General features: G+C 67.7%; 20 protein-coding genes. 5 read left to right on the top strand and 15 right to left on the bottom strand.

Translation table 11 applies throughout. The features are described 5' to 3' along the window. Positions 1 to 21: 21 nt before the first annotated feature. Complete coding sequence (locus ACFQZV_RS02010; protein WP_378751761.1) at positions 22 to 624, bottom strand: DUF305 domain-containing protein; 603 nt, start codon at positions 622 to 624, stop codon at positions 22 to 24. After that, positions 621 to 1,565, bottom strand: coding sequence for a YHYH protein (locus tag ACFQZV_RS02015; protein ID WP_378751763.1), 945 nt, complete (start codon positions 1,563 to 1,565; stop codon positions 621 to 623). The genes ACFQZV_RS02010 and ACFQZV_RS02015 overlap by 4 nt, the downstream gene beginning before the upstream one ends. Positions 1,566 to 1,764: 199 nt before the next feature. Here ACFQZV_RS02015 and ACFQZV_RS02020 point away from each other — a divergent pair, with 199 nt between their 5' ends. Both ACFQZV_RS02020 and ACFQZV_RS02025 read left to right on the top strand, forming a co-directional pair. Beyond that, positions 1,765 to 2,328: a GNAT family N-acetyltransferase gene (locus tag ACFQZV_RS02020; RefSeq protein ID WP_378751765.1), complete on the top strand. Its 564-nt coding sequence runs from the start codon at positions 1,765 to 1,767 to the stop codon at positions 2,326 to 2,328. 76 nt (positions 2,329 to 2,404) lie between these two features. Next, a complete protein-coding gene (locus ACFQZV_RS02025; protein ID WP_378751767.1) occupies positions 2,405 to 4,123 on the top strand; it encodes an acyl-CoA dehydrogenase in 1,719 nt (572 codons plus the stop codon). Positions 4,124 to 4,136: 13 nt separating this feature from the next. Here the strand turns inward: ACFQZV_RS02025 and ACFQZV_RS02030 are convergent, their stop codons facing one another. The 4 genes from ACFQZV_RS02030 to ACFQZV_RS02045 all read right to left on the bottom strand — a co-directional run bounded on the left by ACFQZV_RS02030 (position 4,137) and on the right by ACFQZV_RS02045 (position 8,260). Further along, positions 4,137 to 5,204, bottom strand: coding sequence for an AraC family transcriptional regulator (locus ACFQZV_RS02030; protein WP_378751769.1), 1,068 nt, complete (start codon positions 5,202 to 5,204; stop codon positions 4,137 to 4,139). A 177-nt stretch (positions 5,205 to 5,381) separates the two neighbouring features. Beyond that, positions 5,382 to 6,350: a hypothetical protein gene (locus ACFQZV_RS02035; RefSeq protein ID WP_378751771.1), complete on the bottom strand. Its 969-nt coding sequence runs from the start codon at positions 6,348 to 6,350 to the stop codon at positions 5,382 to 5,384. Continuing rightward, on the bottom strand, positions 6,347 to 6,685 hold the full coding sequence (locus tag ACFQZV_RS02040; protein ID WP_378751772.1) for a hypothetical protein: 339 nt from the start codon (positions 6,683 to 6,685) through the stop codon (positions 6,347 to 6,349). Before ACFQZV_RS02040 ends, ACFQZV_RS02035 begins: the two co-directional genes overlap by 4 nt. Before the next feature lie 294 nt (positions 6,686 to 6,979). Continuing rightward, positions 6,980 to 8,260 carry a serine hydrolase domain-containing protein gene (locus tag ACFQZV_RS02045; RefSeq protein ID WP_378751774.1) on the bottom strand — a complete coding sequence of 427 codons (1,281 nt, stop codon included), beginning with the start codon at positions 8,258 to 8,260 and terminating at the stop codon, positions 6,980 to 6,982. A gap of 80 nt (positions 8,261 to 8,340) precedes the next feature. Here ACFQZV_RS02045 and ACFQZV_RS02050 point away from each other — a divergent pair, with 80 nt between their 5' ends. Further along, positions 8,341 to 8,652: a DUF2470 domain-containing protein gene (locus ACFQZV_RS02050; RefSeq protein ID WP_378751776.1), complete on the top strand. Its 312-nt coding sequence runs from the start codon at positions 8,341 to 8,343 to the stop codon at positions 8,650 to 8,652. A 44-nt stretch (positions 8,653 to 8,696) separates the two neighbouring features. Beyond that, on the top strand, positions 8,697 to 9,353 hold the full coding sequence (locus ACFQZV_RS02055) for a biliverdin-producing heme oxygenase (RefSeq protein ID WP_378751778.1): 657 nt from the start codon (positions 8,697 to 8,699) through the stop codon (positions 9,351 to 9,353). A 1-nt stretch (position 9,354) separates the two neighbouring features. On the opposite strand, the gene ACFQZV_RS02060 is transcribed toward ACFQZV_RS02055, so the two are convergent. Beyond that, a complete protein-coding gene (locus ACFQZV_RS02060) occupies positions 9,355 to 10,731 on the bottom strand; it encodes an ATP-dependent DNA helicase (protein ID WP_378751780.1) in 1,377 nt (458 codons plus the stop codon). Between the two features lie 66 nt (positions 10,732 to 10,797). On the opposite strand from ACFQZV_RS02060, the gene ACFQZV_RS02065 reads away from it, so the two are divergent. Then, on the top strand, positions 10,798 to 11,895 hold the full coding sequence (locus tag ACFQZV_RS02065) for a hypothetical protein (RefSeq protein ID WP_378751782.1): 1,098 nt from the start codon (positions 10,798 to 10,800) through the stop codon (positions 11,893 to 11,895). Positions 11,896 to 11,898: 3 nt separating this feature from the next. On the opposite strand, the gene ACFQZV_RS02070 is transcribed toward ACFQZV_RS02065, so the two are convergent. The 8 genes from ACFQZV_RS02070 to ACFQZV_RS02105 form a co-directional block, all read right to left on the bottom strand. Further along, positions 11,899 to 13,878: a cytochrome c oxidase assembly protein gene (locus ACFQZV_RS02070; RefSeq protein ID WP_378751784.1), complete on the bottom strand. Its 1,980-nt coding sequence runs from the start codon at positions 13,876 to 13,878 to the stop codon at positions 11,899 to 11,901. 264 nt (positions 13,879 to 14,142) lie between these two features. Continuing rightward, positions 14,143 to 14,430: an HU family DNA-binding protein gene (locus ACFQZV_RS02075; RefSeq protein WP_378751786.1), complete on the bottom strand. Its 288-nt coding sequence runs from the start codon at positions 14,428 to 14,430 to the stop codon at positions 14,143 to 14,145. 249 nt (positions 14,431 to 14,679) lie between these two features. Then, positions 14,680 to 14,985: a 30S ribosomal protein S14 gene (rpsN, locus tag ACFQZV_RS02080; protein ID WP_378751788.1), complete on the bottom strand. Its 306-nt coding sequence runs from the start codon at positions 14,983 to 14,985 to the stop codon at positions 14,680 to 14,682. Positions 14,986 to 14,987: 2 nt separating this feature from the next. After that, entirely contained in the window at positions 14,988 to 15,158 is a 171-nt protein-coding gene (rpmG, locus tag ACFQZV_RS02085; RefSeq protein WP_013584775.1) for a 50S ribosomal protein L33, read from the bottom strand. After that, positions 15,158 to 15,394, bottom strand: coding sequence for a 50S ribosomal protein L28 (gene rpmB, locus ACFQZV_RS02090; RefSeq protein ID WP_168913235.1), 237 nt, complete (start codon positions 15,392 to 15,394; stop codon positions 15,158 to 15,160). The genes rpmG and rpmB overlap by 1 nt, the downstream gene beginning before the upstream one ends. 159 nt (positions 15,395 to 15,553) lie before the next feature. Beyond that, a complete protein-coding gene (locus ACFQZV_RS02095) occupies positions 15,554 to 16,270 on the bottom strand; it encodes a DNA-3-methyladenine glycosylase (protein ID WP_378751811.1) in 717 nt (238 codons plus the stop codon). After that, complete coding sequence (locus ACFQZV_RS02100) at positions 16,267 to 17,673, bottom strand: hypothetical protein (RefSeq protein WP_378751790.1); 1,407 nt, start codon at positions 17,671 to 17,673, stop codon at positions 16,267 to 16,269. The genes ACFQZV_RS02095 and ACFQZV_RS02100 overlap by 4 nt, the downstream gene beginning before the upstream one ends. Further along, positions 17,663 to 18,403: a TIGR03943 family putative permease subunit gene (locus tag ACFQZV_RS02105; protein ID WP_378751813.1), complete on the bottom strand. Its 741-nt coding sequence runs from the start codon at positions 18,401 to 18,403 to the stop codon at positions 17,663 to 17,665. Before ACFQZV_RS02105 ends, ACFQZV_RS02100 begins: the two co-directional genes overlap by 11 nt. Positions 18,404 to 18,419 lie beyond the last annotated feature (16 nt).

An 18,419-nucleotide genomic window follows, 5' to 3' on the forward strand; every position in this document is an offset into this window, starting at 1 on the left:
CGGCCCTACGGGACCGTTCTCTCACGCGTAGGTCGTCGTCAAGAGATCGTCATACATCGCGATCTCGTACGTCTGTTGAGCCGACATCCTCTCGGCGAGGTTGATCACCTTCGGCACGGATGCCGCTTCGACCGCCGCGTCCGCCATGTGCACCCCACCGACGTGATGGGCACGCATGAGTACAAGGAACTCGCGCCCTTTGTCGATGCCCTCGAGCGTCGCCAGTTGTTGCATCTCGCCCTCGGTGGCCAGTCCCGGCATCTCCGCGGCGGGCATCGCCATTCCCATCCACCCCATCACTTCGACCGGGGGTGCCGTGCTCTGTCCCCACGCCTCCAGCCAGGCGTGCATCGTGCCACGCTCATATGCCTGGTTCTGCAGCAGTTCTGCGGCGGCGTTCTGCACTGACCCGCCCGTGTCAGCGCCCAACACCCGTTGGCACATTGCCAGTGCTTGCTCGTGGTGGTACGCCATGTCGGTGCAGAAACCAATGTCTGCTTCTGTCGGCGCATCGACCGATGACTCCACGGTCTCGGCGTCTGCGCGCGTGCATGCCGCCAACCCGGCACCGATCGCGGCCAGTGTCCACCCGGCCAAGAAGCCGCGCCGGCTCGTCTGCGTCATCGTCCGCCGCCGCTGGGCAGAGCGTCGGCGGATACCTCGCCGTGGTAGCACCCGATGATGTAAGGGAACGTCGTCGTGGTGTAGTAGCGATACTGACCGTCGTCGTCGACCCGACCGTTGCATTGGTCGAGATCACCGGAGCCTTCGACGTAGCTGTGCGCGGCCCACGTGTCGGTTGCGAAGACGCTCTCGTCAACGAGTTCCCAACTGCTGGTGAGCTGGGTCATCTCCGTGCACTCGTCGTCGGCGCATACCAGCCCCGACATGATGGGATAGCCGTCAGCCGCCCAGCCCACCAGAACCGGGTCGCCGGACTCGACCTCCTGTGCCGAGTAGACGCAGTCGACATCATCTGCCCAGCCGAACAGGTGCAGGTGGAAATCGACCGGCCCGTTGTGACTGCCGCAGACAGACAGGGCGCCCTCGAGCGACAGCACGTCGCCGCCAGTTCCCTCGGTTGGCCCGTAGATCGGCACTCCATCGACGGTCACTCCGATCGTTCCCAGCCGCGGAACCTCGCCGTAGTCCGAGCTTGTTGTCTCCACCGGAGTTGCGGGAAGGGTGTAGGTCTGCACTATCTCGCTCGGGCTACCCGGGGTGGTCGCCACGTAGGTGTAATCGGGAATCGAGTTCGTCGTCACGATGATGTCGTCGCCCTCACAGACGGCTTCCAGCGACGGATCAGGGAGGTCGGGATTGGCTGACACGACATCGCGGAAGGTCGCCGCGGTGGCTTCGCAGTCCCCCGTCGTGGGGCCATACGCCGTGGAGTCAACCGTGGCTTCCGTTTCTTGCGGGGCGGATGTCTCCACCGTCGGCGTCGCCGTTTGTTCGGCGACCTGATCGGCAGCACAGCCGGCGAGCACCGCCGAGCCCACCAGGGCGACAGCGATCAATCCAGCAATGCGCCGGCGGCGAGGGGTATGGGCAAGGCTCGTCATGGCCCCCAACCGTAGGCGCGGTTCTCATCACCAGGCTATGAAGCGGTGAGGAGTTCGCTATGCGCAGCGCCCCGCCGTCGAATCCGCGCCGGGTGCCGCGACGGCACCTCTTCCACGGAAACGCAGTGTCGGGTAGGCGAACGCCAGGGGCTCTCGTACAGTCGAGGACCGCGTCGGCGGCCAGGTGTAGCGTCAGCACATGACCACTCAGGTGCTCCCCGCGACCGGCAGGTGGAATGACTTCGCCACGTTCATGGTGCCGCGAAAGCCTGGCGCCGGGGGCTGCGTCTGCATGGCATACCGCGACGCGAGGCTCGGCACGCCGGAGCGCATCGAGCACATGCGCGACGAGTGCTCGACCACGCCCGGCCCGGGGGTGATGGCGTATGTCGACGATGACGTCGCCGGCTGGTGCTCGGTGGCGCCAAAATCCACCTACCGACGGCTTATGAACTCGCGCACGATCCCTCACCTCGACGAAGAGCGCGATCCTTGGTCCATCGTCTGTTTCGTCGTCCGAGCGGGCTATCGCAAGCGTGGGCTCATGCACGATCTGCTCGATGGCGCGGTCGAACATGCGCGATCGAGCGGTGCGACGATCATCGAGGGGTATCCCGTCGATACCGACGATCGGGTCGATCAGATCAGCGGCTATGTCGGAACCGTCCGGCTGTTCGAAGCCCACGGCTTTGTGCGAGCTCAGGCGACAGGCGCCCACTCCGGTGGCGCGCGGCGTTGGGTGATGCGGCGGCCCGGCGCGTAGGGGCCACCCTTCCACTGAAACGCAGTCTCATTTAGAATGAGCCTCCGTACCACCCGAAGCACCCCAGGAGTTCACGATGGCCGTTGAATCCGATTACCGCCCGCCCGTCGAAGACCACGTGTTCCTTCTGCGTGAAGCGTTCGGCACCGACATCGTGGCGCGGGCGACGAACGGGGAACTCACGGCCGATGACGCCGCCGAGATCCTTGAGGCGGCCGGCGACTTCGCGGCATCCGTTCTCGCGCCTCTCGACTCGGTGGGCGACACCGTCGGTGCGCGCCTCGACGAGGGCCAAGTGCGGATGCCCGAGGGCTTCGCCGATGCCTACCGCGCATTCGTCGAGTCGGGGTGGATCACCGCCGAAGCGCCGGTGTCCGCCGGAGGCGACGGCCTCCCCGGCGCCGTCCGTGCGGGTCTGGGCGAGTTCTGGAACGCGTCGAACGCCGCCTTCGCCCTGTGCTGGCTGCTGACGGCCGGTCAGATCCACGCACTGGATGCCGCGGCATCCGATGAAATCCGCGAGAAGTACCTCAGCCGCCTCGTGTCGGGCGAGTGGACCGGCACGATGAACCTCACCGAGCCCGACGCGGGCAGCGACCTCGGGGCGATCCGCACGATGGCCACCCCACGCGACGACGGCAGCTGGGGCATCCGCGGTCAGAAGATCTTCATCACGTGGGGCGACCACGACATCGCCGAGAACATCGTGCATCTCGTTCTCGCGCGCACCCCCGACGCCCCCGCCGGCGCGAAGGGCCTGTCGCTCTTCGTCGTGCCCAAGTACCTCGTCGACGACGCCGGAACCCCCGGCGAGCGCAACGCCGTCACGACCGTCGCGATCGAGCACAAGCTCGGCATCCACGCCAGCCCCACATGCGTGCTCGCCTACGAAGACGCGACCGGATACCTCGTGGGTGAGATCAACGGTGGCCTCGCCGGGATGTTCGTCATGATGAACTCCGCCCGCGCCGGAATGGGCTACCAGGCCACGGGAATCGCCGACCGCGCGTACCAGAAGGCGGCCCGATACGCCGCCGAACGCACGCAGGGCGCCGTGCTCGACCGCCCCGCGGGCGCACCGATCGCCGAACACCCTGACGTCCGGCGTCTGCTGTCGTCGATGTCGAGCGAGATCTTCGCCATGCGTGCTCTCGGCGTCTATTCGGGCGACCTGCTCGACCGCGAAGACGGACCCGACCACGCTCTCGCCGAGTTCTTCGTGCCGATCCTCAAGGGCTGGACGACCGAAGATGCGATCCGCCTCACCAGCGACGCCATTCAGGTCTTCGGGGGCATGGGATACGTCGAAGAGACGGGAATCGCCCAGCACTACCGCGACATCCGCATCACCCCGATCTACGAGGGCACGACGGCGATCCAGTCCAACGACCTCATCGGTCGCAAGGTGCTGCGCAACAACGGCGCCACCGTCACCGACCTGTTCGGCCGCATCGAAGAGACGATCGGTGCGCTCGGCGACGCCGGTGACGACACGGCGACGCGCATCGCCGAGCGCCTCGAACGCGCTCTCGCGGCGGCGCGACGGGCGACCGAAGCGGTGCTCACGTTCGGCGACTCGCCCCGCGACGCGTACGCGGCAGGGGTTCCGTACCTGATGATGCTCGGCACCCTCGCGGGCGGGTGGATGCACGCCCTCGCCGTTGCGTCCGTCGTCTCGCACGATGACGAGCAGGAATCGGATGCCGCGCGCCTGGCCTCGGCAGAGGTCTACAGCACGCACCACCTGCCTCGCGTGCACGCCCTCGCCGAGACGGTCGCCGCGGGCGAAGTGTGACCGCGCCGACCACTCAGCCGGACTGTTCGTCGGTGAGCAGCATCGCCTGAGCGAGACGCGCACGTTGCGCGGTCGATGCACGTCGGAACTCCGAAGGACTCACGCCGAGCCTTCGGCGGAACACGGCGCGCAATGCCGCCGCATCCGAGAACCCAGAGACCTGGGCGACGTACTCGAGGTCGTGCGGCGGCATCTGGATGAGCTCGGCCTGGGCCGTGGCGATACGACGGCTCAGCAGCATCTCGGCCACGGACGCCGAAGAATCGACGAAGTGTCGATACAGCTGTCTTCTGCTGATGTGGAGTTCGGCTGCGATGGCCTCCACGCCGAAGTCCGGATCGGAGTGCCGCGTTTCGATGAGTTGGGCGACCGTCGTGCGGACACTCTCGGAGTGACCGCCGTTCGATTCCGAGCCGGCGCACTGGTCGATCAGGATGCGGGACGCGCCGACGAGGGCACTCTCTGTCTCGGCGATCCTCCGTGGAGACATCTCACCGCCGTGAAGGAGCTCGGCCAGGAGCCTGCCGAAGGATGCGCCGAGCGCCCGAGTGAGAGGCGTATCGGGAATCAGTCCGACCCCGCGCTCCAGCTCGACCGATTGTCCTGAAAGCAGAGCGGTCGGCACGACGATTCCCGTCGTCTCGTTCAGTCCGACGTGGTCGACCGACGACGACGCAAGCGTCGACATGAACCCCATCCGCCCGACACTCAGCACCTCGACCCCGCCGGAACGGACGAGTCTTTGGCCACCGAGTCCGACGACACCGAGGATCACGATGTCGACGTTGTCGCGCAGATGCGGCTCGAATGTCACGACGTGTGGCGTCTGCAAGGTGCTGAAGACCATCAGGTCGCCGACCGGATAGCGCAGCAATGCGGCGTCGAAAGCCGCGGGATCATCTGCGTCGACGACTCCCATGTTGGAGAGTTGGTGCATTCCCTCGACTCCGCGCATCCGCATCACGGACGACCGGATCCACTCGGGCGGACGTCCGGAAGCATGTGAACGCGAACCCGCACCCGACAACCGAGCCGCCCATGCCTGCAGGTCAGACTCCGTGATCTCCGTCAGCGTGGCCATCCCGCGCCCCCTCGCGTACGCCGACGATCATCCATCGCCGGTCGAGGCGGCATTCACCGCCCACGTCCGCAGCATCCGTCCATCCCCACGGCTGCACAGCCAGAGTACGAGATCGGACGCCCCGGCGGCGCGAACACCTCGGCGGCACGCCGATCGTGAATGATGCGGGGCAGGGCGTCAGGCCGGGACGCTCCCGTACCAGATCGCGCCGGCGAACTGGATCTGCGCTCCTGAACACGAGACGTTGCCGCTCCCGTAGCCGCGCGCGGCCGCCATGCAGTTGGCGAGGTGTTCGATGTTGCCGCCGAACAGCGAGGCGTAGCCGGACGATCGCATGAGCGGCCCCCATACCCGGAACTGATGGATGTGCGCCAACTCGTGCGCCATCGCCCAGTACAGTCGCCCATCCGACCAGGTCGCAACGGCCGGTGTGAAGCGGATGACGCCGCTGGATGACGCGCACGCAGCGGCCCATCCGCCGCCACAGGCGCCGGCGAACTGCTCGAGCGGAACGCCGCCGCCTCCAACCGCGTTGAGCGCCGCCCGCACACGCGCATAACCGCCGGCGGTCGACGCGGTGCCTCCGCCGGACGACGCCGCGGAGGCCGAGCCGGACCCGCCGGACCATCCCCCCGACCATCCGCCGCCCCCTGCGGCCGCGGCGGCTGCCGCCCGTTCGGCTGCCATCCGCTCCTGTTCGCGGTCGTACTCCTCGACGGCCTCGTTGACATCTGACGTGACGGTTTCGACGTCAGCGGTGGCGTCGGTGACGACCGCGACGTCGGCACGTTCGCGCAGCACGACGGCTTGCAGGTCGAGGATGTCGTCTCGCTCGTCGCCCGTGTCGACCTTGCCCTTCGCTCCAGCCAGCGCACTGCGCGACGCGGCGATGGCGTCGACGAAGTCTTCGCGTGCATCGAGCAGAGCGACGTTGTTGGCGTAGACGGCGCTGAGCTGGTGGACATCGGCCTGGACCGCTGCGACATCGGCGGCCTGGGCCTCGTACGCCAGGGTGAGCCGTTCCTGCACCTCGATCGCGGCATCCAACTCCTGCGCGAGCGCGGATCGGTCGGCGAGCTGGAAACCCAGCACGACGACGCAACCGGCGGTGAGGATGCCGATGCCTCGCCGCGTGGCAGGCCTCACTTCAAGAATCCCTCCGTCGACGCGAAGAGGGGGCGCTGCTCGGCGATCATCGCGCGCAGGTCGGCTTCGCGCAATCGCTCGCGCGCATACACGGACTGCTCCGTCACGAGGCGTGACTCGACCGTCGTGTTCACCGTCTGCACCGCAGTGCGCTCGGCGAGGAGATCGTCTTCGGCGATCTGCAGTGCCAAGACCCCGACTGCGGTCGCCGTGAGGATGAGCGCCACGAGCAGTCGGCGCGGATGCGCGGCCGTGCGGATCGCCGTCGCGACCCGCGATGTCGGTCGCCAGGCAGGCCGGGTTCGCGTGAGCGTGTCGAACGTCGTCTGGACCATTTCCGGCCTCCAGATGACCCATGGGGTGTACCCCGCAGGGTCCCGGCTCCGAGGCGTTGGGGGCCGTCTCGGAGCCGGCGGCCGGTCACCGTTCCGTGGACTGGGGGTTCCACGAAGGGGGCGTGTGACCATGCCCTGCGGGGCGCTGGGGGATTACTTGATTGCAGAATACCGACGTGCACGGTCGCGATGCGAGACGGGTGGCGCGAATCGTCACTCGCACTCATCCATCACGTCGCAAATGATGCGCTGATGGCACGAAACACGCGTCTGCGCGGCACGGATGCGGCGGTGTCAGGCCTCGGGTGCGCAGGACGCCTGATCCGCGTCTCCGGCATGGAACTGTTCCGGGGTCCATGGGAACCCGAGTTCAGGCGCGGTTTGCCCGTCGGCGGCCGGCGCCTTAGATGCCAGTGCCGCCAACTCCCACGCCAGATTTCGTGCAGGGAGTTCTCCCTCCAACGAGCTATTGAGCACGACGGCGACGGTGAGCCCCGTCTCTGGGTCGGAGTACGCAGCAGTGGCATACCCGGCGATCGATCCGTGGTAGCCAACGAGAGACCCGGCCATGAGCGCGCCCCCACGTGTCGTGTACCAGGAGGTGCCCCTTGTCGACCGAGCCAGCGGATCGGCGAACCGCTCCTCAGCGAACTCCGGCGCAATCAAGGAGTTGGCCGCCAGCGCCTGTGTATAGCGGCCGAGGTCGTTGATGTTCGACACGACGCCTGAATCGGTAAAGCCGATGCTCGACGACAGTTCGGAAACGTCGAGCGGATTGGTGCAGTCCAGCACACCTTCCTCATTCTCGACAGCGAGGTTGCCGCGAAGTGCCGTACCGGGTCCAGGGACGGCCGGGCTCGCCGCGGGCAAGGACGTCGCCTCGAGATCCAGCGGCTCGGTGACGTACTCCTCAATGAGCGTCGCCGCGCTCTTGGAGGTCGCCCGCTCGAGCGCGAGTCCGAGCAGCAGGTAGCCGGCGTCGGAGCTCACGTACGCAGCTCCGGGCTCTGTCGTGCGCTCCTTGCCGAGACCGTAGCTCGCGAGTTCGCGCGGGTTCCACACGCGGTCGGGGTTCGACGCGAACTCGCCCGCGAGCTGGGGTGTGTACGAGCCGATGCCCGACGTGCTCTCACAGAGCTGCTCGAGCGTCACGTTCGCGAGATCGGGAACGCCCGCCACATAGGTGTTGACCGTGTCATCGAGCGAGACCAACCCGTCGGCGGCGACGCCGTAGAGCACGTCACACGTCATCGGGCGCGTGAGCGCGGCGATGCGGAACTGCATGTCTGTCGTGACCGGAGTGGAGTCTTCGGGACTTTGAGTGCCGATCCCCTCGACCCAGCTTCCGCTCCAGGGTGCCCACACGCCGACGATCGCGCCGGAGGCGCCGCTGGCGAGCATCGCCTGATCGACGGCCGCTTCGAATTCGGTGAGCATGTCACCCGAGAACGAGCCCTCAGCCTGAGCCGGGGTGTCGATCTCGACACTGGTGTCAGCGGAGCATCCCGTGACGACGAGCGCGAACGCGGTCGCCGCCGCGACGACACCAGCGACGCGCTGGGTGAGTTTGCGCACTTCTACCCCCCGATGAAACCTCAGAAGATTCAAACACACCCAGGTCACGGTCGCGTCACGGCGGTCCGTAAGCTTGCCGTATGATCCACCGCTTCGACGACGCCGCGCACAGCGCGGTGCTCGCCCACATGAACGGCGATCACGCCGATGACAACCTCCTGATCGCTCGCGCCTTCGGTCCCCAGGAGTCGCCGGTGGCCTCGACGATGGTGCGATTCGACGGGGTGGGTGGTGACTGGGAGAGCCGCGACGCCAAGGGCGATTGCGTCGAGTTTCGGGTCGAGTGGCCTGGTGGCCCCATCGACGAACGGCCACATGTGCGGCGCGAGATCGTTGCGCTGTACGACGCCGCCTGCGTTCGCCTCGGCGCCACTCCGCGGCCACACGCCTGATACGAGGGTGGGTAAGGGCGACCTAACCCCCTACACTTGAGCGCATGAACGACGTCGTCTCCTTCTCCACGGCCCTCCGTGAGCGCTCGTCAGGTGCGCACGCCGGCAGTGAGCACGCCGGTTTCATGGCCGACCTGATGAAGGGCGACGGCACCCGCGAAGACTACGTCGCCCTGGTCGCACAGCATTGGTTCATCTACGAAGCGCTCGAACGCACCGCCGACCTCATGCGCAACGACCCCGTCGCATCGGTCTTCATCAGCGACAAGCTCACGCGCCTTCCGGCCCTCGAAGCGGACCTCGAGTTCCTCGTCGGGCCCGACTGGCGTGACCGGATCGAGGCGCTTCCGACCACTCAGCGCTATGTGGACCGCATCAACCAGGTCGGAGCCACGTGGGCCGGCGGCTTCGTCGCCCACCACTACACGCGCTACCTCGGAGACCTCTCGGGCGGCCAGTTCATCGGTCGTCTGATGGCGCGCCGGTTCGGCTTCGAGACCAACGGCATCGGGTTCTATGTCTTCGACGACATCGCCGATCCGAGCGCCTTCAAGGATGTCTACCGCGAGCAGTTGGATGCCGCGCCGTGGGATGAGGCCGAACGCGAGCGCGTGATCGACGAGGTGCTCGTCGCCTACCAGTTCAACACCGACCTCTTCGAAGACCTCAGCCGCGCGAAGGCAGCACGCGCCGTCGCCTGACTCACCCCGCGACCCGCGGAACCGATGTCTGTCGACGCACGTCGGCCATGAATCGACGCACGTCCGGGTCGACCTGAATGTCACGGGGTCGTAGCGGACGTGACAGGTAGAGCCCGTCGAGCGAGGTCAACCGCGACAACGCGACGTACGTCTGCCCGGGGGCGAACGCCCCGGATCCGAGGTCGACGATCGCCCGGTCGTACGTCTTGCCCTGCGACTTGTGGATCGTCACCGCCCATGCCAACCGCAGCGGAAACTGCGTGAACTCGGCGACGATTTCGCGCGTGAGGGCTCGGGATGCCGGATCGTACGCGTAGCGATACTTCTCCCACACGGCCGGCTCGACATCGAACTCGTCACCGTCGACGTCGACGCGCACCGTGCCGCCCGCGATTCGTGTGACCCGCCCGATCGTCCCGTTGACCCATCGCGGCGGGTCGGGGAACGCTCCACGGTCGTTTCGCAGGAACATCACCTGGGCGCCGACCTTGAGGCGCAGCTCCGGATCGGCGGGGTATCCGGCATCCCCCCGTCCGAAGTCGCCGTTCACCTCCGCGACCGCAGTTTGTTCGCGGCCACGCAGCGCCTCGAGATGACGACGGTTGATGTTGTTGACGATGTCATTGCGCGTGGCGAGCGTGATGATGGGGGCTTCGTCGTCGGTCGGGGTCGGCGGTGTGCGCGCGCCTTTGTCGTTGAGGATCTGGGCGATGTCGGCTGTGACGACGCCGTGGCGTACGGCGTTGAGCATCGCCTTGAAGTCGGCGTCGGACTGCCGGTGGATGTCGACGAGTTCGCGGATGTGAAGATCTGCCCCGTGCCTGCCGACGTCGATGAGTCCGTCCGCGGAGTCCTCACCGGCCCAGATGTGGGCATCGAAGAACCAGAACGACCGATAGTGGTCCTGCACGTAGCGCAGTTCGTCGCCGCGAGGCGGAACGGGCGCCAGCTGGTACGGATCACCGAACATGACGATCTGAACGCCCCCGAACGGTTCGGCGCGTCGGCCTCGCGCCATCCGCAGGGAGCGGTCGATGGCATCCATCAGGTCGGCGTTGACCATCGAGATCTCGTCGATCACGAGCGTCTCGATCGCGTTCAAGATCTTGCGTGTCGCATCGGACTGCTTCTCGTCGGACGTACCGATGAGTCCGATCGGCAGCCGGAACAGCGAATGGATCGTCTGCCCCTCGACGTTGAGCGCAGCGACACCGGTGGGTGCGCACACGGCGATCTGCTTCGTCGTGTGGTCGGAGAGGTACTGCAGCAGCGTCGACTTGCCGGTGCCCGCGCGGCCGGTGACGAAGACGTGGTCGTTGGTGTCTTCGATGAGCCGGAAGAGCGCTTCTTGTTCGGTCGAAAGCGCGGGCGTGGTCACCGAGCCATGCTAACCAGTGTGGGCGCGCGCATGCCCGCGGTGTGGACGGTTTCCTAGACTGGTGCGGTGGAACACGGGCCGACGGATGCGGAGGGGCGCGGCTCGTCGACGTCGGCGCCCCCGCCCCCGCGTCGGCGTACCCGACGACGCCTCGCGGCGGAGCTGATCGCTCTCGCGGTGGTCGGTGTGCTGCTCGTGGCCGCTGTGGCCCTGACCGTGCAATCGGTCTATCGAGAGTTCTACTCCCCCAGCGCGTTCGTCGAGCGCTACCTCGGGATGCTGTCGGACGGGCGCGCCGCCGAGGCGATGCTCGTGCCGGGTGTGGCGATCGATTCGATGGATCTCGCCGATGCCGGACTGCCGATGACGGCGTCGGATGCCCTCCTGCGCCCGGCGGCGATGGCGTCGCTGACCGAGGTGGAGATCTTGGACGAGTCCGCGGACGGAGACGTGACGCACGTATCGGTGAGCTATCGCGCCGGCGCGTTCACCGGTGAGTCGACGTTCACCGTCGAACGTGCCGGCTCCATCGGTCTCGCCCCGACGTGGCGTTTCTCCCAGAGCCCGCTCGCCGTCCTCGACCTGACCGTGCGGGGGGCCATGTCGTTCCAGGTCAACGGGTTCGAAATCGACAAGCGCCAGGTCTCACCCGACGGAGTGGATGCGGACCCTCTCGCGCCCGTGGCGATGCTGATGTTCTCCCCCGGGATCTACAGCGTCGCGGTCGACACCGCCGTCGCCACCTCCCCCGGCGTCGCCGTGCTGTCGGACAGCCCGCTCACGGTCGTCCCCGTCGACCTCCAAGCCAGCCCGACCGAGGAATTCGTCACGGTCGTGCAGGAACGGGTCGACCTGTTCCTCGACGAGTGCGCCGCACAAGAAGTGCTCCAGCCGACGGCTTGCCCGTTCGGCTACTACGTGCGTGAACGGATCGACTCTCCGCCGGTGTGGTCGATCGCCGAACGGCCCGTCGTGACCATCGAGCCCGATGGGGCGGGGTGGAAGATCCCGCGCACCGAGGCCGTCGCCCACATCGAGGTCGGCATCCGCTCGCTCTTCGACGGCTCCGTCCAGCCGGTCAGCGAAGACGTGCCGTTCACGTTCACGGCCCAGATCGAGATGTTGCCCGACGGCACAGCGAGCATCGCCGTCGGCGGTGGCTGACGCTCACCGCACGCCGTCACGGGCGTCGCGTTCGGCGAGCTTCGCCAGTCGGGCGTTGTACTCCTCGAGTTCCGCGTCGCCCGTGCGATCGGCATGGCGGTCGCGGCGCCGCTGGATGCGATCGTCGGAGCGGCTCCATTGGATCGCGACGGTGACCGCCAGCACGAGGGTCGGGATCTCGCCGACCGACCAGGCGACACCGCCGCCGATGTATTGGTCCTCGAGAGGGGTCGGTCCCCACGTGCGCCCCATCGCGCCGAACCACTCGGCGACCATGAGACCCGACTGCATCATCATCGTCACGCCGAAGAACGCGTGCGTCGCCATCACGCCGATGAGCAGCAGGAGTCTGCCCGGGTACGGCAGGCGCCAGGGCACGGGGTCGATGCCGATGAGCGTCAGTGCGAACAGATACCCCGAGATCAAGAAGTGGGCGACCATCCACTCGTGCCCGAGGTGGTCATAGAGAGACCAGCGGAACAGGTCGGTGAAGTAGAAGATCCACAGCGACCCGACGAAGTTGCCCGCCGCGACGAAGGGGTTGGTGAGGATGCGCGCGACTGGCGTCTGCACTGCCCACAGGATCCACTCGCGGCCCCCGCGGGTTCCGTCGGTGCGCTTGTGGATGGCGCGCGCGGCCAACGTCACGGGAGCGCCGACCACCAGGAGCGCCGGGATGGCCATGCTCAGGAGCATGTGTCCGATCATGTGCACGCTGAACAGGTAGTCCTGGTACACGTTGATCGGTCCCGCCGTCACCCACAGCAGCAACAGCAACCCGAGGGTCCAGAACGTCGTGCGGAAGATCGGCCAGCGATCGCCACGACGGTGCATCCGCCAGACTCCGACGTAGTAGAAGAACAGGCCGAACGCGACCGCGAACGCCCAGATGAGGTCGACGTTCCAGGCGGTGAGCCACTGGTCGGGGGTGAACTCCGGCGGCAGCGGCGCCAGGGTGAGGTACTCGGCCGGGGTCGGCACCGAGGGGATCAGCGGATCGATGGGCGGCGCGGTGCGCGCGAGAGCGGCCGCCGCACCGCTGGCGATGCCCATGAGCGCCAGTTCGACGGCGATGAGAGTCCAGAACCAGCGCGATGCACCGTCTTCGCGCAGGCGGCCGATGAGACGCAGGCGATACCAGGCGCCGAGCCCGCCGATCGCGATGAGCGCCACCACCTTGACCATCAGGATCACCCCGTAGGGCGAGAAGAGCGCATCGATCCGCAGCAACCCGATCGCCGCGCGGACCGTCCCGCTCACGGCGACCACGAAGAACGCGGCGAGCGCGATGCTCGAGTAGCGCTCGAGCGCCGCCGTGAGGGTGGCTCTGTTCATCAGGGGGCGCACGATGACCATCAGGAGCAAGCCGCCGAGCCAGGCGGCCGCGCCGATGATGTGGATGATGAGCGCGGTCATCGCCTCGTGGTGGAACGCGGCCTCACCCGAGTGGCCCTGCGTGCCCATCGGCACGAGGGCGGCGATCGACAGGACCGCCACGAGCAGCGTGGGCGTCCAGGTACGCACGGCGAAGGTGAGCACTGTGAGGATCGCCCCGGCGACCGTCGTGATCAGCCACGTGCGACCGACCTCGGTCTCGACGAGGAAGCGCCCCAACTGCGCGGTGAACTCGGGGCTGAGGTTGACGGCCGGGTTGAATGCGTCGACGAAGGTGAGGAATCCGGTCGCGCCGGCGGCCACGGTGAAGACGGCGGCAGAGATGGATGCCGCATCCAACGCGACGTCGAAGGGACGGTCGCCTGCCTTCAGCGTGAACAGCGCCGTGACGAGCACACCCACCATGCCTGCGGCCGAGATGTTCACGACGAGCTTCGCGATCGGAAGCCCCCACCGCGCGATCGGACCCGGGTCTGCGATCACGAGCGGTTCGGCCCCGCCGCCGTACGCCAGAGCCCAGACGAGTGTCACAAGCGCGGACACGCCGAGGATCGTCGGGCCGACGGCCCGCAGCGTGCGGGGATTCACCCCTCCACTCTAGGCTCCCGCGGCTCCGCTCCCGCCCGCGCCCGACCGCCCCGCATCGGGCGGGCGCCCGGCATCCGCCCACCCCACCCCGCGAGACGTGGTCTGCGCCGCGGGAATCGGCCGCTGCAGCTGATTCTCGCTGCCAGATCCACGTCTCGCCGAGAGAGGAAGAGCGAGGGCGGACGGGGCGGGATGCGAGGGCGGACGGGGACGACGAAGGGGGATGCCGCAACTGCGGCATCCCCCTTGTCAGGAAACGCTGTCTTACTTGACGGCGGCCTTGAGCTTCGAGCCCGCGGTGACCTTGACGCGCTTGCCGGCGGGGATCTTGATCTCCTCGCCCGTCTGCGGGTTGCGGCCCGTGCGTGCCGACGTCGCGACCTGCTCGAACGAGATCCAGCCGGGGATCGAGACCTTGCTGCCCTTGGCGACGGACTCCGAGACGGTGGAGAAGAGCGAGTCGAGAACGCCCGACACGTTGGCCTGGCTCAGGCCGGTCGCGCTGGCGATGCTCGCGACGAGTTCGGTCTTGGTGATGGACTTGTCAGCCATTGGGTTTGTCCTCCAAGGCGGCGATCGCCGCCTGTATTACGGGGTCCGGGTGGCGAGTGCCCCCCGGCTGGTCGGATCGACCGCCTTGACTATAGCCACGATTCCGCGGAATTTCGCGGATTTCTGCCGCTTTTCACCGTTCACGCGGCGTGTCGGGGTCTTCGGTGTGACCTGTGTGACGGTTGTGACGCGAAAACGGCAGAAGGCCCGGGGTTCCGAGGAACTCCGGGCCTTCTGTTGCTGTGGTGCTTACCAGCTCGACTTGGTCACGCCGGGGAGCTCCCCACGGTGGGCCATGTCGCGGAAGCGGACACGAGAGATGCCGAACTTCGTCAGCACGCCACGCGGGCGGCCGTCGATGACGTCGCGGCTGCGCAGACGCACGGGCGACGCGTTGCGGGGCAGCTTCTGCAGGCCCACGCGCGCGGCTTCGCGCTCTTCGTCGGTCGAGGTCGGCGACACGAGCGCCTTCTTCAGTTCTGCGCGCTTGGCGGCGTAGCGGTCTACGACCTCCTGGCGCTGCTGGTTACGCGCGATCTTGCTCTTCTTGGCCATGCTCAGCGCTCCTCTCGGAAGTCGACGTGCTTGCGGACGACCGGGTCGTACTTCTTCAGCACGATGCGGTCAGGGTTGTTGCGGCGGTTCTTGCGCGTGACGTAGGTGTAACCCGTGCCGGCGGTCGAACGCAGCTTGATGATCGGACGGACGTCCTGTGCCTTCTTGGCCATCAGAGCTTCACCCCCTTGGCGAGCAGGTCCTTCACGACCGACTCGATGCCACGGGCGTCGATGACCTTCATGCCCTTGGCCGAAACATTGAGCTTGATGTTGCGGCCGAGCGACGGAACGAAGTACGTCTTCTTCTGCACGTTCGGGTCGAAGCGGCGCTTCGTCCGGCGGTGCGAGTGCGAGATGTTGTGACCGAAGCCGGGAACTGCTCCAGTCACCTGGCACACTGCTGCCATAGTGATGTCTCCTTCATACCGTGGTGCCGGACGGCACCACCCAAGATCCCTTGTCTGCATTCCAACCCGCGCGTGAATCCCGCCCGGATGAACCGGCCGTGAGGCGATCGTGGTGAGTTGAAACGCGAACTGCGTGCTGGAGTGCGCGCAGACAAAGAGTCAGTCTAGCACGGACGGCGTGTCGGCTTGACGGGCGGATGCGGCATCCCGCCCCGACTCTTGCAGCTCGCGCGCGCCGCGCCCCCAGCGAAAGGCCGACACCGTCGGGTCGCCGGCGAGCCAGAAGCGCCAGGGGAACGCGTCGGTGCCGGCGATGCCGGCAACACCCACCCGGGGCCCGGTGGAGACGTCGGTGACTGCTTCGCGGGTGAGTGAGAGGCGCGCGACGGCACCATTGCGGACGGCGCCGGTGACCGCGTCGATCCCGTCGTGGTCGACATACCGAAGCCCCACCGCGCTGCCGAAGCGCCCCGGTCCACGGGCGAGGTCCCGCGGCGCGCGTGCGGCCGGGCGGCGGGCGGATGCGGCATCCCGCCCCTCGATCACCTCGCCGGCGCGCAGAAGCACTCCTCCGGCGACGCCCGAGGGACCGCAGACGACATTGACACACGAATGGATGCCGTGACTCAGGTAGACGTAGAGGTGCCCCGGCTCGCCCCACATGGTGGCGTTCCGGGGTGTGAGACCGCTGCGGGCGTGCGATCCCGGGTCGGCGATGTCGCCGGTTCCGAGCCCGTGGTACGCCTCGACCTCGGTGATCCGCACGGCGACGACCGTCCCCGCGACCTCGGTGCGCAGCACCGCTCCGAGGAGCCGCGGGGCGACCTCAAGAGGAAGCGGCGCGAGGTCTGCGCGCGTCGCGGGGCGCAGGGTCATGTCGGTGGGACGCGACACCACGAGATGTCGAACCCGGTGAGATCGACGACAGGCTGACCGGTTGACACATCGACGATGCGCGTCTCGAGGCGTTCGGGCAGAGGCAGCAGGTATTGGTCGTAGGGATTCGAAACGGCATCGGGGGCGACGAGGAGCGCGGCGTACCGCGCGCTCGGTGACACGCAGGTCTGCAGCAGGGCGTCGGCGCCGGCGACGTCGGCGACCTCCCGGCTCTGCCCGTCGGGGTCGACGGCGGCGACCGTGGTGCCGACCGGCAGACCGGCATCGTCGAAGAGCACGGTCGCGCGCAGCGTGTCTCCGCCGGGCATGGGCAGCACGCTCGCGAGGACTCCCGCGTTCGCGCCGGAGGCGTCGAGGGGTGCTTCGCTGCCGTCGGCGAGATCGACCACGGTCATCCCGTCGATGCGTTCGACGATCGCGTCGGTGCCGGCGACGCCTTCGATGCCGATCGCCGATCCGAGCGATGTGCCCGTGCCGCCTTCGGCGCCGGTGAGCATCAGCGTGGAGTCGAAGCCGAGCAGAAGGATGCTGTCGGTCTCGGGGACGAAACGCCACTCGGCGACCCGGCTGTCGGCGCCGGTGACCTCGATCGCCGTGGCCGCGCCGTCACCGGACGCGGTCGTCGTGAACAGGGTGCTCTCGATTCCCCCGTCTTCACCGAGGCTCGCTTCGGTGAAGACGTAGCCGATCGTCTCGCCGCGGTCGGCGGCCTGCAGGGCCGAGACGGTTCCGTCTTCGGCGGGGAGCGGAAGTTCGCGCTCGTTCTCGCCGTCGAGGTCGGTCACGATCAGGGCGGGCAGGTCGGACTCGGTGCGCACCGATACGACGAGGTGGGTCGCGGTGGCGCGGTAGTCCTCGATGTGCGGATGCGTGAACACGGGCACCGCTTGTTCTCCGGTGAGGTCGGTGCGGAAGATCACGTCGCCGTCGGCGGTGTCGCGTTTCAGCAGGTGCACATCGATCGCGGGCGTCCGGAAGGTCTCGGTGAGCGTCGTGGTGGGGCCCCCACCGATCCCCTCCACACCCCGCACCGTGACGGTGTACTCGGTGTCGTCCCACAGCGCGGTGGTGAAGCGGATGCCGACGTTGCGTCCCGACGTGTCGACGGCGAACGGCGCGGCAGGCTCGATCGTCACCTGCGACGGCTCGATCTCGGCGAGCGACTGCGAGGTGGTCATGATCAGGCGCGATCCGGATGCCGCGGCCGCTGCGTCCGGATCGACCTGGACGCTCGTCACCCGCGGCCCTTGCACGACCCCCACCGTTGCCGCCACTGCTCCGGCCAGGGCGAGGGCGCCGATCACGAGCGCGAACGACGCGAGGAACGCACGCGTCCGCCGCGCTCGCGACCTGCTGCGGCGCGAGGTCGACTCAGTACTCATACGGGTCCTGCGGTTCGTCGATCAGCTCGACGGTGCCGGCGTCGATGGACAGGCGCCCGTCGGGCGAGGCGTGCACAGTGCCCTCGACGGTGACCCACTGGCCCGTTTCGGGCACGGCGCCGTCCACCGGGATCGGAATGCTCGCCGATTGGGCGTCGATGACGCAGTGGGTGATGACCAGCCGGGTGAGGTCGAATCCGTCCCCGTTCGGGGTGACGAACCCGGTGAGGGTGATGTCGGCGCCGTCGAAGACATCGGGATTCGTCGCCGTGGCGAAGACGGCCGACCATTCACCCACCCCGAACGACGCGGTGTCTCCCGTCGCGGCGAGGGTCACGACGTCGGCTCCGGCGAACAGCGGCGGCGCTCCGACGTCGCGCGACATGGCCAGTTCGGCGCTCAACGTCGCGGGCGGAAGGAACAGGGTGGCGACGACGACACCGGATGCGACGACCCCGCCGGTGACCGTGGCGACGAGTCCGAGCGGCGTGCGCCGATGGTGGCCGTGCGCGGCATCCGAATCACCGTGGTCGTGTCCGTGATCGTCCTCGGCTCCGAGCGGCAGCGCGAAGCTCGCGACGGCGCCGACGAGCAGCACGACACTCATGCCGACGGCGAACCAGGTCGACTCGGGATTGATGTACAGCGACAACCGCCCGGTGACGGCGAGGCTGATCGTCACGACGGCGATGATCGACGAGAGCCCGACTCCCAGCCAGCGCGTGCCCATCGAGTTCCAGCGGTGA

It is taken from the genome of Microbacterium koreense (assembly GCF_042677105.1).
In the GTDB taxonomy this organism is placed as follows: domain Bacteria; phylum Actinomycetota; class Actinomycetes; order Actinomycetales; family Microbacteriaceae; genus Microbacterium; species Microbacterium koreense.